The sequence below is a fragment of the Pseudomonas sp. OF001 genome, assembly GCF_904426495.1.
Classification (GTDB): domain Bacteria; phylum Pseudomonadota; class Gammaproteobacteria; order Pseudomonadales; family Pseudomonadaceae; genus Geopseudomonas.
Genome location: NZ_CAJGBM010000012.1, coordinates 58549 through 71845, shown reverse-complemented (window position 1 = coordinate 71845; position 13297 = coordinate 58549). Strand labels below are relative to the sequence as shown.

Annotated in this window: 13 protein-coding genes and 2 pseudogenes; 5 read left to right on the top strand and 10 right to left on the bottom strand. The window is 65.2% G+C overall.

Translation table 11 applies throughout. The features are described from left to right. Positions 1-121: 121 nt before the first annotated feature. From map to RA210_RS08535, 5 genes are all read left to right on the top strand, one after another. The gene (gene map, locus RA210_RS08555; RefSeq protein ID WP_136489088.1) at positions 122-904 is read left to right on the top strand and encodes a type I methionyl aminopeptidase; all 783 of its coding nucleotides are present in this window, start codon (positions 122-124) and stop codon (positions 902-904) included. A gap of 35 nt (positions 905-939) precedes the next feature. Continuing rightward, a complete protein-coding gene (locus tag RA210_RS08550; RefSeq protein WP_201486114.1) occupies positions 940-3651 on the top strand; it encodes a [protein-PII] uridylyltransferase in 2712 nt (903 codons plus the stop codon). Between the two features lie 13 nt (positions 3652-3664). Then, positions 3665-4867 (top strand): succinyldiaminopimelate transaminase, encoded by a 1203-nt coding sequence (gene dapC / locus RA210_RS08545; protein ID WP_201486113.1) that lies wholly within the window; start codon positions 3665-3667, stop codon positions 4865-4867. After that, the gene (locus RA210_RS08540) at positions 4864-5034 is read left to right on the top strand and encodes a hypothetical protein (RefSeq protein WP_168772485.1); all 171 of its coding nucleotides are present in this window, start codon (positions 4864-4866) and stop codon (positions 5032-5034) included. Before dapC ends, RA210_RS08540 begins: the two co-directional genes overlap by 4 nt. Before the next feature lie 440 nt (positions 5035-5474). Next, entirely contained in the window at positions 5475-5576 is a 102-nt protein-coding gene (locus RA210_RS08535; protein WP_201486112.1) for an excalibur calcium-binding domain-containing protein, read from the top strand. Positions 5577-5630: 54 nt separating this feature from the next. Here the strand turns inward: RA210_RS08535 and RA210_RS08530 are convergent, their stop codons facing one another. The 10 genes and pseudogenes from RA210_RS08530 to RA210_RS08495 all read right to left on the bottom strand — a co-directional run bounded on the left by RA210_RS08530 (position 5631) and on the right by RA210_RS08495 (position 13296). Beyond that, on the bottom strand, positions 5631-6545 hold the full coding sequence (locus RA210_RS08530; protein WP_201486111.1) for a hypothetical protein: 915 nt from the start codon (positions 6543-6545) through the stop codon (positions 5631-5633). A gap of 127 nt (positions 6546-6672) precedes the next feature. Continuing rightward, positions 6673-6777: pseudogene (locus RA210_RS21775) on the bottom strand (DUF4113 domain-containing protein); the annotation flags it as partial. Positions 6778-6830: 53 nt separating this feature from the next. Next, positions 6831-7478: a hypothetical protein gene (locus RA210_RS08525; protein WP_201486110.1), complete on the bottom strand. Its 648-nt coding sequence runs from the start codon at positions 7476-7478 to the stop codon at positions 6831-6833. A gap of 216 nt (positions 7479-7694) precedes the next feature. Next, positions 7695-7877 (bottom strand): annotated as a pseudogene (locus tag RA210_RS21770) (hypothetical protein); the annotation flags it as partial. After that, positions 7798-8259 (bottom strand): hypothetical protein, encoded by a 462-nt coding sequence (locus tag RA210_RS22190; protein ID WP_201486109.1) that lies wholly within the window; start codon positions 8257-8259, stop codon positions 7798-7800. The pseudogene RA210_RS21770 and the gene RA210_RS22190, both read right to left, overlap by 80 nt. Next, the gene (locus RA210_RS08515) at positions 8256-8798 is read right to left on the bottom strand and encodes a glycoside hydrolase family 19 protein (RefSeq protein ID WP_201486108.1); all 543 of its coding nucleotides are present in this window, start codon (positions 8796-8798) and stop codon (positions 8256-8258) included. Before RA210_RS08515 ends, RA210_RS22190 begins: the two co-directional genes overlap by 4 nt. 57 nt (positions 8799-8855) lie before the next feature. Beyond that, complete coding sequence (locus tag RA210_RS08510) at positions 8856-9524, bottom strand: hypothetical protein (protein WP_201486107.1); 669 nt, start codon at positions 9522-9524, stop codon at positions 8856-8858. A 299-nt stretch (positions 9525-9823) separates the two neighbouring features. Further along, positions 9824-11092, bottom strand: coding sequence for a hypothetical protein (locus RA210_RS08505; protein ID WP_201486106.1), 1269 nt, complete (start codon positions 11090-11092; stop codon positions 9824-9826). Between the two features lie 9 nt (positions 11093-11101). Next, positions 11102-12850, bottom strand: a complete 1749-nt coding sequence (locus tag RA210_RS08500; protein ID WP_201486105.1) for a hypothetical protein — start codon at positions 12848-12850, stop codon at positions 11102-11104. Next, the gene (locus tag RA210_RS08495; protein WP_201486104.1) at positions 12847-13296 is read right to left on the bottom strand and encodes a hypothetical protein; all 450 of its coding nucleotides are present in this window, start codon (positions 13294-13296) and stop codon (positions 12847-12849) included. The genes RA210_RS08500 and RA210_RS08495 overlap by 4 nt, the downstream gene beginning before the upstream one ends. Position 13297 lies beyond the last annotated feature (1 nt).

Here is a 13297-nt window from a genome sequence, read left to right as displayed (position 1 = left end):
TTATACCATACCTGCGCGCTCGGCGAAACCCGTGCGCACGTCCCGCAGCGTGCGCCGGCTCTGTTAGAATGACAGTCTTTCCTGTTTATATAGGCAGGCGCAGCCGCGCCAGAGAGAGCTGATGACCGTCACCATCAAGACCCCCGGGGAAATCGAGAAAATGCGCGTGGCCGGCCGCCTGGCCGCCGAGGTGCTGGAAATGATCGAGCCGCACGTCAAGGCCGGGGTCACCACCGACGAACTCAACCGCCTCTGCCACGACTACATCGTCGACGTGCAGCAGGCCATCCCGGCGCCCCTCAACTACAAGGGCTTCCCCAAGTCGATCTGCACCTCGCTCAACCACGTGGTCTGCCACGGCATCCCCAACGACAAGCCGCTCAAGGATGGCGACATCCTCAACATCGACATCACGGTGATCAAGGACGGCTACTTCGGCGATACCAGCAAGATGTTCATGGTCGGCAAGGTGCCGGAGTGGGCCACCCGCCTGTGCCAGATCACCCAGGAGTGCCTGTACAAGGGCATCTCCGTGGTGCGGCCGGGCGCACGCCTGGGCGACATCGGCGAGATCATCCAGAAGCACGCCGAGAAGAACGGCTACTCGGTTGTGCGCGAGTACTGCGGCCACGGCATCGGCAACGTATTCCATGAGGAGCCGCAGGTGCTGCACTACGGCCGAGCCGGCACCGGCCTGGAACTGAAGGCCGGGATGACCTTCACCATCGAGCCGATGATCAACCAGGGCCGCCACGAGACCCGCCTGCTCGGCGACGGCTGGACGGCGATCACCAAGGACCGCAAGCTGTCCGCCCAGTACGAGCACACCATCCTGGTGACCGACAGCGGCTGCGAGATCCTCACCCTGCGCAGCGACGACACCATCGCCCGCTGCCTGCCCTGAGCCCCAGCCCCACCCCGATGAATGGAGATCGCCCGATGCCCTCGATGGATGCGGACCTCGAACTGTTCGACCGCGGCCAGTTCCAGGCCGAACTGGCGCTGAAGAGCAGCCCGATTCCCGCCTTCAAGAAGGCCATCCGCAAGGCCTGCGAGGTGCTCGACGGGCGCTTCTCCGCCAGCTGCGACATCCGCGCGCTGATCACCGGGCGCGCCTGGTTCGTCGACCAGATCCTCGGCGAGGCCTGGGCGCGCTTCGACTGGGGCGACGACGACGGCGTGGCGCTGGTGGCGGTCGGCGGCTACGGCCGCGGCGAGCTGCATCCGCACTCGGACATCGACCTCCTGATCCTCCTCGACGGCGCCCAGCACGAGCGCCTGCGCGCACCGATCGAGGGCTTCCTCACCCTGCTGTGGGACATCGGCCTGGAGATCGGCCAGAGCGTGCGCTCGGTGGAGGAATGCGCCAGCGAGGCGCGCGCCGACCTGACGGTGATCACCAACCTGATGGAAAGCCGCACCATCGCCGGCCCCGACAGCCTGCGCCAGCGCATGCGCGCCGCCACCGGCACCCAGTACATGTGGCCGGCCCGCGAGTTCTTCCTCGCCAAGCGCGCCGAACAGCGCGCCCGCCACGCCAAGTACAACGACACCGAGTACAACCTCGAGCCCAACGTCAAGGGCTCGCCGGGCGGCCTGCGCGACCTGCAGCACATCCTCTGGGTCACCTGCCGCCAGTACGGCTCCCTGACCCTGGAGACCCTGGTCACCCACGGCCTGCTGACCCAGGGCGAGCACGAGCTGCTGAGCGCCGGGCAGACCTTCCTGTGGAAGGTGCGCTACGCCCTGCACATGATCACCGGCCGCGCCGAAGACCGCCTGCTGTTCGACCACCAGCGCCGCCTGGCCGGCCTGTTCGGCTTCGAGACCAGCGACACCAAGCTGGCGGTCGAGCAGTTCATGCAGAAGTACTACCGCATGGTGATGGCCACCGCCGAGCTGAGCGACCTGGTCAACCAGATCCTCGAGGAGCTGCTGCTCGAACAGCCAGGGGCCGAGCCGCCGCGCCAGCTCAACGCGCGTTTCCAGGTGCGCGACGGCTTCATCGAGGCGATCCACCCCAACGTGTTCAAGCGCAGCCCCAGCGCGATCCTCGAGGTGTTCGTGCTGATGGCCCAGCACCCGGAGATCCGCGGCGTGCGCTCGCAGACCATCCGCCTGCTGCGCGACCACCGCCACCTGATCGACGACCGCTTCCGCAACGACATCCGCAACACCAGCCTGTTCGTCGAGCTGTTCAAGTCCCACGAGGGCATCCACCGCAACCTGCGGCGGATGAACCGCTACGGAATCCTCGGCCGCTACGTGCCGGAGTTCGGCCACATCATCGGCCAGATGCAGCACGACCTGTTCCACATCTACACGGTCGACGCGCACACCCTCAACCTGATCAAGCACCTGCGCAAGCTCGACCGCCCGGAGCTGGCCGAGAAGTTCCCGCTGGCCAGCGAGCTGATGGCCAAGCTGCCCAAGCCCGAGCTGGTGTACTTCGCCGGGCTGTTCCACGACATCGCCAAGGGCCGCGGCGGCGACCACTCCGAGCTGGGCGCCCAGGACGCGCTGGCCTTCTGCGCCCGCCACCACCTGCCGCCGTGGGACAGCCGGCTGATCGCCTGGCTGGTGAAGAACCACCTGGTGATGTCGACCACCGCCCAGCGCAAGGACATCTCCGACCCACAGGTGATCAACGACTTCGCGCGCACCGTGGGCGACCAGACCCACCTCGACTACCTGTACGTGCTGACCGTGGCCGACATCAACGCCACCAACCCGACACTGTGGAACTCCTGGCGCGCCTCGCTGCTGCGCCAGCTGTACGCCGAGACCAAGCGCGCCCTGCGCCGCGGCCTGGAGAACCCGATCGACCGCGAGGAGCGCATCCGCGAGAACCAGCACGCCGCCCTCGACCTGCTGCGCAGCCGCGGCGAGGTCGACAGCGACGCCGCCGAGCAGCTGTGGACCCAGCTGGGCGACGACTACTTCCTGCGCCACGGCCCCGAGGATATCGCCTGGCACGCCGAGGCGATCCTCCAGCATCCCCACGACGGCGCGCCGCTGGTGCTGATCAAGGAAACCACCGAACGCGAGTTCGAGGGCGGCACGCAGATCTTCATCTACGCTCCCGACCAGCACGACTTCTTCGCGGTGACCGTGGCGGCCATGGACCAGCTCAACCTGAACATCCAGGACGCGCGCATCCTCACCTCGACCAGCCAGTTCACCCTCGACACCTACGTGGTGCTGGACGCCGACGGCGGCTCGATCGGCGACGATCCGCAGCGCATCGAGGAGATCCGCCAGGGCCTGGTCGACGCGCTGAAGAACCCGCAGGACTACAGCAGCATCATCAAGCGCCGGGTGCCGCGCCAGCTGAAGAGCTTCGGCTTCGCCCCGCAGGTGACCATCCACACCGACGCCCAGCGCCCGCTGAGCATCATCGAGGTGATCGCCCCCGACCGCCCGGGCCTGCTGGCCCGCGTCGGACAGATCTTCCTCGACTTCGACCTGTCGGTGCAGAACGCCAAGATCGCCACCCTCGGCGAGCGCGTGGAGGACGTGTTCTTCGTCACCGACGCCCACAACCAGCCGCTGGCCGACCCGGAGCTCTGCGCCCGCCTGCAGGAATCCCTGGTCCGCCAGCTCTCCGACACCCCGGACAGCCTGACCACGCCGTCGCGCATCCGCTTCTGAACAGGAACCCTTGATGAACCGAGCCCTCGACCTCCTGCAGCCCTATCCGTTCGAAAAGCTGCGCGCGCTGCTGGCCGGCGCCCAGCCGCCGGCTGACAAGAAGCCGATCGCCCTGTCCATCGGCGAACCCAAGCACCGCTCGCCGGAGTTCGTCGCCCAGGCGCTGGCCGGCAATCTCGACCAGCTCGCCACCTACCCGACCACCATCGGCCTGCCGGCCCTGCGCGACTCCATCGCCGCCTGGTGCGAGCGCCGCTTCGGCGTACCGGCCGGCTGGCTGGACGCCGCCCGCCACGTGCTGCCGGTCAACGGCACCCGCGAGGCGCTGTTCGCCTTCACCCAGGCCGTGGTCAACCGCGAGCCGGGCGCCCTGGTGGTCAGCCCCAACCCGTTCTACCAGATCTACGAGGGCGCCACCCTGCTGGCCGGCGCCCAGCCGCACTACCTGCCGTGCCTGGAAGACAACGGCTTCAACCCGGACTTCGACGCCGTGCCGGCCGAGGTCTGGCAGCGCTGCCAGATCCTGTTCATCTGCTCGCCGGGCAACCCCACCGGCGCCCTGGTGCCCATGGACACTCTGAAGCAGCTGATCGCCCTGGCCGACGAGCACGACTTCGTGATCGCCGCCGACGAGTGCTACAGCGAGCTGTACTTCGACGAGGATAACCCGCCGCCCGGCCTGCTCACCGCCTGCGCCGAACTGGGCCGCCAGGACTTCAAGCGCTGCGTGGTGTTCCACAGCCTGTCCAAGCGCTCCAACCTGCCGGGCCTGCGCTCGGGCTTCGTCGCCGGCGACGCCGAGATCCTCAAGCCGTTCCTGCTCTACCGCACCTACCACGGCTGCGCCATGCCGGTGCAGACCCAGCTGGCCAGCATCGCCGCGTGGAACGACGAGGAGCACGTGCGCGCCAACCGCGACCTGTACCGCGCCAAGTTCGCCGCGGTGCTGGAAGTACTCGACGGCGTGCTCGACGTGCAGCGCCCGGACGGCGGCTTCTACCTGTGGGCCAGGACCCCGGTGGCCGACACCACCTTCACCCGCGAGCTGTTCGAGCGCGAGCACGTCACCGTGGTGCCCGGCTCCTACCTGTCGCGCGAAGTGGACGGCGTCAACCCGGGCGCCAACCGCGTGCGCATGGCGCTGGTCGCCCCGCTGGCCGAGTGCGTCGAGGCCGCCCAGCGCATCCGCGCCTACCTGGAGTCTCGCCAGGGATGATGGACAATCCGCTCAACGTGATGACCGCGCTGATCGCCGCCGGCATGCTGCTGCTCTGCGTCGGCTACACCCGCCGCGACAGCGATGCCGGCGTGGCCGTGCTGGCCACCGGCGTGCTGGTGATGCTGTCGTCGCTGTTCTACCGCCTGTACCTGGCCTTCGCCTGACCCGGAGCCCGCCATGACCGAACTGTGCCTGTACGGCATCAAGGCCTGACATGCCGTAAGAAACCGCATGCAGCCTCTCTAGATCAATACTTTCAGCCATTCAAAGGCACAAAAAAGGCCGCCGTTTATGGCGGCCTGCAGGCCAGCAAAATCAGACACTTGCGGTGGCGTTTTGGGGAAGAACGCCGCCCAAGATCGACTGCGAAATTACCATCGCTCAACGCTCCGAGTGGTAACTGGCCAATCCACTACCTACCGGGCGCCAGTCCTCTTCACCACCACCAAGCCCACAGATGATCAACTCCACCGACGCCCCCTCAGCCGGCTCCGCCGGCTTGATGCGCGCGGCCTGACTCTAACAGCAGCCAGCCCCGCTCTGGCATTGCCGGCGGCAGCGTTGGCTGCAATGCCAGAGCGGGGCGCGGAAGACTTGCGGCTAGATGGCCTCGTGCGCCGAAGCACGCGCTCACTTGGAGCAGTGCGGCAACACAAGGCTTGATGGCAATGGGGATGGGGTGCCGTGTGAGAGTTTGTACAGATAGTGAGATCAGCGGACTCTCCAATTTGAGACAGAGGCCTTGAGCTTTCCGCAAAGTCTACAAGGCACGCCGCTCACAGAGGACCAGGATTCGCTCAATCACATTTGAGAGCATATCGAGCGTCTGAAGTATGGGGGCACCCGCCCCTTTCTCACCTGGGCCGAAGACGAGGTCGCAAGCTACCTCGACATCTTGCGGGATATCCGGCACGTATCGATACACCTCCATCTCCTGCTCAGTTAGGAACGTAGTAGTGAACCCCACCGGAGACCCTGCTTTGCGCAGGAACGGAGCTCCGTCAGGGCCCGGCCCTCCAAAGCGGATCTCGCCGCTAGGACCTATGAACAGGCCGGGCATCCCGATGTTGGCGTGCACGCGAACTGTAGCAGCGCCAACTGCAACCAGCGCCCGATGCTTATCCATTATGTCTAGACCGTGGAGCATGAGCAGCGCTTCATTCCATAATTGGTTTTTGGTAATCTTAAATAGAACCTTGAAAGCTCTCTGACTCACTCCTGCTAGTTGCTTTTCGGCATGCCAAGGCTGAATTCCGCCCACCCACATGGGAAAGGCACTATCCTTAGAAACCTTACGACCGTTCGCCTGCACCAGATCACAAACGAGCAAATCTAGTGTGGAGCGCAGATTGTGCACCACATCACCGAGGACAATATTAATTTCCTGCGGAACCTGTTTTTCGACACACCCTATTATTGAGTCTCCAATCTCTGAAAAACGAAATGGCTGGACAGCCATATACTCGTTCACAAGTGCGACGAGCTCACCGAAATGCTGCCTTGCACGTTTCAACTTCGCCTTCTCACCAGCGAAGACTGATGCATTGAGCCGTCTCGCACGCAACGGAATGGATATAAGCGGCCGCTCCACATTTTTCACGAACGCCGCCACCTCGACTCCATCGATGCGAACGCTCGCGCCATTCTCACTATCACTTAACATATAGACCGGCATGTAGCTACCTCACCTAGTGAGTCTAAGGATGTGTCTCCGCCACTTTGCGACGTTATACACCATGGGCTTCTACTACTGGAAAACCTGCCATACCTGCACCATCGTGAGCTCCGAAACAACTCATCCCCACCCGCCAGAGCCGGCCGACCAGCGTGGTGTAGCTCTGGCTCATCAGCTCCCGCCGCATACCCCAGTCGGGTACGGTGGGGATGCTGGCCGGACGCGGGGTGCCGGCTACGGCCCCATCGTCCAGGCCGCCAGCATCGGCGCCGGGCCTTTAGGTCGTCAGCCACGGGGGGATGTTTTTCGCACCTCGAAGCGAACCACTTCTGGATCAAATAGCATGATATTGCCGGCATCATCGCGACGATAGAACATGATCCGCGCAGTAGACATGTGGATACAAAATCTTGGATCAAAGTACAAGAAAGCCGTTGGAAAGAATTTATTGGAAGCTTCACGAACAGAGCCAGACCAAGCAATATTTAAACCACGCTTCTTACTCCAGTAGTCTATTGCAGACAGCGAAGCCGCCATAAAATCTTGACACCCAAGACTTGCATGCTCGACGAACACTCCATTGCGAATAAAGCGAAAATCTCCCTCCGCATTAACCTCAAACATGGCCGCCACAAAGATATTGTTCTGACGACGATGATCATCCAGAAAAACATGCTTTGCAGCATCTGAAACATCGGACATCAAACGAGCCGCTTCAGACTCACCATTAACTTCACTCTGAATTTTCTTTGGCCTGCACTTTCGATCAAAAGCAAGAACATCAACTTGATGCTTAATTGCTGTGGCTATAGATGAAGCTCGTACAGTAACATCAGAAATATCAGGCTGAAGCGCATACCGCTCAGCTAGAAAAGAATTTAGCTCATCCCAAGGCTTAGCAACATCATTCAGAAACTTAATCTCAGCGCTCATTGACAAACCAACCAAAGTAAAAAAGATTGCATTTAGCTAATGAGAATACTGAAAAAATCCTTTCCACATCAGCAATCCATGCCTGCTACGTAGGCTCCGCGATCATCATGATCGTTTCCATACGTTATAAACCATGACAATCTGCTCTTGGCAAGCGGGTATCTGCATAATGAACGCTCCCGCGCAGGTGCTGCTTTTTGCTAGAAACGCTGTGATTCACCTGAGGGCCTGGATACCTTGCCGCTCGATGCAGTCGAGCACCTGCCCTGCGCAGCTCAGCAGCTCGCCCTCGAGATCGTCGACCGCCCTCCTCCAGTCGTCATTGACCACCAGCGGCTGCCGCGCCGGCAGGCGGCACGGGGTCAGCGGGCAGCGGATCGGGGCCACGATAGGCGGCGGGGTCGGTGGTTTCGGGGCGCTGGTACAGGCGGCCGAGAGCAGCAGGCACAGCAGTACGCAGGTAGTCGGCAGTTTCCCGGTCATGGCGTTTCAGCTCCTCGATGGCGCGGCTCTGCGCCTGTGCGTTACGGGTGACGGTCAGCCCGAGCTGCCGCAGTTGCTGCTCGAGGTGGGTGACGGCGCCGATCTGCCGCTGCTGTTCGGCGAGCACGCCCGCCTGCAGATCGATCAGCTGCTGCCGATCGGCAGCCATCTGCTCCGCCCGATCGGCGCGATCGGACTGGAGATCGATGCGCGGGGCGAGGCCCCACCAGGTGAGCGCGGCGCCGGCGGCGAACAGCAGCGCGGCCGCCAGCAGGGGCCGCAGGGTGGCGAGGGTCATGCCAGCACCTCGCGCGCCTTGCCCCACAACGCCAGGCGGTCGGCCAGGCCGTTGAGGCCGCCGTTGATACGCCGGGTGATGCGGTTGAAGTCCATCGCGTCGGCCAGCGCGTTGAGCCCCTTCGACTCCCAGAACCAGGCCGCCGACTCGGCCGCCCACTCGGGCTGCTCGAGCAGCTCGGGGCGCTGCAGCAGGCGCTCGTCGCCGAACAGGGCGAGGCTGCAGCTGCGGTAGTTGCTGCGCCCGGTGACCTGGATCAGGCCGCGCCCCTTGTAGCGCTGGCCGTCGCCGTCGGCCGCCGGGGTGTTGCCCAGGCGCACGGCCAGGGTGCCGGTGTCATAGGCGGCGCCGCTGGCCAGCTCGCGCACGTAGAGCAGCTGGCCGGACTCGTGGCCGATATGGGCGAGGAAGGCCGCGACGCGGCGCGGGGTGTTGATCTGGCGGCGGGCCATCGCCGCGTTGAGGTGCGGCAGGAACACGGCCGCGCGGCCGCGAGCCAGCGGCATGATCTGCCGCAGTTGCTGTTCGGTGATCTGCATGGGGTTTCTCCGGGCATGAAAAAGCCCGCGCGGGGCGGGCTTGGCTATGGAATTTGGCTACGGACTCGTCATCACGCGGTTGCCGGTGCCGGAAATCGCCACCGCGACGAATTGACTGCGCTCGGGGGACCAGCACACCGACATCCAGTTGTTGTCTGCCGCTGAGGTGCGCACAGTCCAGGAGATACCGTCGTGGCTGGTCATCACGCGGTTGCCGGTGCCGGAATTCGCCACCGCGACGAATAGCCCCAGTTCGGGGGACCAGCACACCGAGCCCCAGTTGTTGTCCGCCGCTGAGGTGCGAATGGTCCATGTGATACCGTTGGGGCTGGTCATCACGCGGTTGCCGGTGCCGGAACTCGCCACCGCGACGAATAGCCCCAGTTCGGGGGACCAGCACACCGAAAACCATGACAGATTTTGTGCGGCGACCCGGGCAGTCCACGTGACGCCATCACTACTGGTCATCACAAACTGAGAAATACTGCCGTAGGCCACTGCTACGAAACGCCCCAGTGTCGGCGACCAGCAAACTGACGTCCAAAACGCTTGCGGTGCAGCGCGTGCTGTCCAGTTGATGCCGTCAGGAGAGGTCATCACTCGGTTGGTTCCGCCATCCGCTACGGCAACGAATAGGCCAAGCTCGGGGGACCAGCAGACCGACCTGAAATCGTTCGCCTCAGGAACGGCTCTTGCGGTCCACAGTATGCCGTCCGGACTGGTCATAACGCGGGCTCCGGTGCCGCTGAACGCCACCGCGACGAATAGACTGCGCTCGGGGGACCAGCAGACAGACAACCACCCGCTGTCTGCCGCAGCTACACGCGCTGTCCAGGTGACGCCATCAGGGCTAGTCATCACCCTAGCTCCGGCGCCGCTGAAGGCCACCGCGCAAAACAACCCAAGCTCAGGTGACCAGCAGACCGACCTCCAACCGCTATCCGCAGCCGATGAGCGCACAGTCCAGGAAACACCAGCACCAGATCCGCCAGATCTGCGCATCTGTCCCGCAACGATCCCAGGAATCATGCCGCCCCCAATGCGCCGAACAGCGTCCAGGTGTTCTCGGCGACCCGCTTCAGCGTGACCACGCCGTAACGGCCTGCCACCGTAGGGGTGGCGCCACTCAGGCGGTTGACCGTCACGCCCGCACCCGCGCTGATGGTCACGGCTCCAGCACCGCCCTGCTCGATGTGGATCTCTGTGTACGCCGCCCAGGCCACCGAGGTCTGAGCCGGCACCGTGATAGTGACGGCTGCAGCATTGGTGGTACGCAGGTACTGCCCTGCGTCTGCCAGCGCGAGCGTGATGCTCGTCGCCGCCGATTCAGCCACTGGGGCGGGTAGCGTCTCGCCATCGGCACCCGCTGGGCCAGCCGGGCCCTGCTCGCCCGCCGCCCCAGCAGGGCCCTGCAGGCTGGCCAGCCACTCAACCTCCGAGCCGCCGAAGCCGTTCGCGAGCGCGATCTGGTATGCGCTCGCCCCATCCGAGCCAGCCGCGCCGGCGGCGCCGACTGGGCCGGTCGGGCCGGCCGGGCCTTGCGGCCCCTGGATCAGACCGGCATCGATCCACTGGTCGACACTCCAGACCCACAGGTTTCCACCGATCAGGTAGCCATCACCGGGCGCACCGCTAACCGGCAGATCTCCGGTAGACGGCAGGGTGCCCAGAATCTGCAGGCCGGCACCGGTTGGACCTGCCGGACCAGCAGGTCCAGGCGGGCCGTCGTCGCCCTGAGGTCCGGTGTCGCCTGGCTCCCCTTTCAGGCTGGCGAGCCAGGACGCCTCGTCGCCGACGAAGCCGGCCTCCACGGCGACGTCATAGGCGGATGCGCCGGCTGCGCCATCCTGCCCGGCATCGCCCTGCAGGCTGGCCAGCCACTCGACCTCCGAGCCGTCGAAGCCGTTCGCGAGCGCGATCTGGTATGCGCTCAACCCTGGATCGCCCTGCGCCCCTGAGGGGCCAGCGGGTCCTGGCATGTCTCGCAGGTCGCTCATCGCCCCTGCGGTAATACGCATCTCGACACCAGCACCGGCTGACCACGCCTGCGCCGCGGTACCCTCCTGCGCCCGCTCGATGGTCAGGCTGCCGCCAGCTGCGGCAGTAACGCGCACGATCTCCCATGCTGTCTCGTTGCCGAGATCGTCGCCGTCGATCAGCGTCAGCAGGTAGTGGTCACCGGTGCCGAGCCCTTCCAACCGCACGGCCGCGGCGGGGTCGACGGCGAGCGTCGTCGCATCAGCTGCCAGCGGCTGCAGCAGCGAGGCCGACCAGTTGTTGATGAATTTCTGCATGTCCTGCCCTCAGAAAACACCGCCGCCAACGACGAGGTCGGCGTGCAGGTAGTCGTACTCGATGGGTTCTGGATTCCAGGTACTCGCGGCGTAGGCCCCGCCACCAGGGCCGGCGCCGTGCGGGCCAACAGGCGCGCCGACTACTGCCGGGGGGAGCCCAGTGACATTGACCAGCCCCCCAGGGCTGATCTTTTTCCAGGTGCCGTTGGAGCCACGCTGCCCCCAGACGATGGCCGGTGCCCAGACGTTGTTCGACAGGCGCAGCGCGCCGACCGTGGCTGCGCCATGGATGCCGAACGGCAGCAGCGCGAGACACCGGACATCGCGTGCCAAGCCCGGCCACGGCGCTGGCGTGCCATTCGCTGCCAGGCCCCACAGCCTCAGCCCGTTCAGGTTCGGCAGGTTGCCGATCTGCCACCACCCGAGCGCCGGGGATCCGGCGTAGGTGTGGCTCAGCTCGAACGGCTCACCAGGCATCTGAATCGACGTCGCATCGTTCTCGGTACGGCTGTATGGCGCGCCGGTGGCGCCGTGCGACTGTGCCTCGGTTCGGCTCGACGCCAGCAGTGCAGACACGGCCGACACCACCGCGCCGTCGACCAGGACCTCGGCGACGATCTGCGACTCGATGGTCGCCGAACTGCTCGCGACGATGGCGATCCCATCGTCCCAGACAGCCGGGTATCCGGTCGTCACCGTGAGCGTGCCGCTGACCTGGACCTCGGGCAGCGGCACTGCGCACTGGTGGACGATCCGCAGCCGGCACTGCACGGCGCGCAACACATCTGTCTCGTCGAACACGTACCCGCAATGCGATGTGCGCTGCTGCTCGATGACGCCGTCGAAGAAGTCGAATGAGTGCCAGTCGAGCGGCGCCCACAGATCTCCGGATGGCTGCTGTCCATCGCGGAGCACCTCGCCATGCACGATCCACGGGCGCTCAGGGTTCTGCTCGTCTGGCGCCTGGTCGATGACCATGGCCACTGCCATCGACGCTGCCCCTGAGTCGCCACCGGAAATCGACTCCGAATAGACATCGGATGCCGCGACAAGGAGTGTGATCGAGCTGGTCCATGCCCCGTCCTGAGACCGGCCGAGCGATAACCGGTAGTAGCACGCCCCCGAGCGCATCACGAACGATGGCTCCTGCTCCTCGCGCCCAACCTCGAGGATGACCTCCGCCCCATCGGAGCGGATCGACTGCAGCCGTAATCCGCTGGCCGGAAACCAGCCTGCGCCGTGGCTGGTGTCCAGGCCGCTGGCAGCCGTTACCGTGCCGATCTGTTCCTGCTGGCCGGCACTGCCGACGATGCCGAACCGCACGGCCGACAGCTCGAGCGTGATCGGTAGCGCCTCTCCTCCTCCGATCACCGGCAGGCTGACGACGACAGCCGAAACAAGCCAGGCGCCATCGGCATTGCTGTAGATCCAGCGATTACGGCCCAGCTGGGTGCCATGCAGGTAATGATCGGTGCCGGAGAGCATCGCGGCCGGCAGCCATTCGTGCCCATGCAGTTGATCCATGGCCAGTTGCTCCGCCGTCCTGGGCGGCATGACGTGGCCGGGACGCCGGACAAGATGAGTTCCCGGCCGCCCGACCCCGGCGACAACACCAATGCTGGACAACTGGTATGCCGCGGCGTTGCTCAGCTTTCCTGCCAGCGGGATGCGCGAGGCGGCCTTGACCAGCCAATAACTGCCGTCCGGGTCGCGCTCGACGCGGCCGTGCCAGGGGCAGCCCCAGACCGGCGCGCTCATGCGCCGCCCGCCGGGTTGGCGAGCTCGACGATGACCGCTGCGCCGTTGGCGTCGGTCAGGCTGAGCGTCTTGATCGCCGGGAGCACGAACAGACCATCGCTGCTGGCCAGACCAGCAGGCCAGTACTCACGGGCGGCAGCGCTGGCCTCCGTCAGCGGGCTGGCGATTCCGCCGCCGCCCGAGTGGCCGGCCGCCACGGGGTCGTAGATTCCGCGCCCGCGCTGCGCAGCGATGGCCCCACGCGGCTCCAGGGCGCGCAGGCCGGGACGCTTCCGGGGTTCGCGGATCAGCGCGTTGATCTCGTCGGCCTGCGACTGGCCGGTGCGCCGATCGATCATCGCCTGGCCGATGGCCCTGCGCTCGTCGACCAGGCGCTGGCCGATGGCGCGGCGCTCGTCCGTCAGCCGCCGCCCGATAGCCCGGCGGCGATCCTCTTGGTTGCTCATG

Coding starts and splice junctions, on each gene's coding strand:
- map (WP_136489088.1), top strand. CDS start 122: ATGACCGTCACCATCAAGACCCCCGGGGAAATCGAGAAAATGCGCGTG.
- RA210_RS08550 (WP_201486114.1), top strand. CDS start 940: ATGCCCTCGATGGATGCGGACCTCGAACTGTTCGACCGCGGCCAGTTC.
- dapC (WP_201486113.1), top strand. CDS start 3,665: ATGAACCGAGCCCTCGACCTCCTGCAGCCCTATCCGTTCGAAAAGCTG.
- RA210_RS08540 (WP_168772485.1), top strand. CDS start 4,864: ATGATGGACAATCCGCTCAACGTGATGACCGCGCTGATCGCCGCCGGC.
- RA210_RS08535 (WP_201486112.1), top strand. CDS start 5,475: ATGGCCTCGTGCGCCGAAGCACGCGCTCACTTGGAGCAGTGCGGCAAC.
- RA210_RS08530 (WP_201486111.1), bottom strand. CDS start 6,545: ATGCCGGTCTATATGTTAAGTGATAGTGAGAATGGCGCGAGCGTTCGC.
- RA210_RS08525 (WP_201486110.1), bottom strand. CDS start 7,478: ATGAGCGCTGAGATTAAGTTTCTGAATGATGTTGCTAAGCCTTGGGAT.
- RA210_RS22190 (WP_201486109.1), bottom strand. CDS start 8,259: ATGACCCTCGCCACCCTGCGGCCCCTGCTGGCGGCCGCGCTGCTGTTC.
- RA210_RS08515 (WP_201486108.1), bottom strand. CDS start 8,798: ATGCAGATCACCGAACAGCAACTGCGGCAGATCATGCCGCTGGCTCGC.
- RA210_RS08510 (WP_201486107.1), bottom strand. CDS start 9,524: ATGACCAGTCCGGACGGCATACTGTGGACCGCAAGAGCCGTTCCTGAG.
- RA210_RS08505 (WP_201486106.1), bottom strand. CDS start 11,092: ATGCAGAAATTCATCAACAACTGGTCGGCCTCGCTGCTGCAGCCGCTG.
- RA210_RS08500 (WP_201486105.1), bottom strand. CDS start 12,850: ATGAGCGCGCCGGTCTGGGGCTGCCCCTGGCACGGCCGCGTCGAGCGC.
- RA210_RS08495 (WP_201486104.1), bottom strand. CDS start 13,296: ATGAGCAACCAAGAGGATCGCCGCCGGGCTATCGGGCGGCGGCTGACG.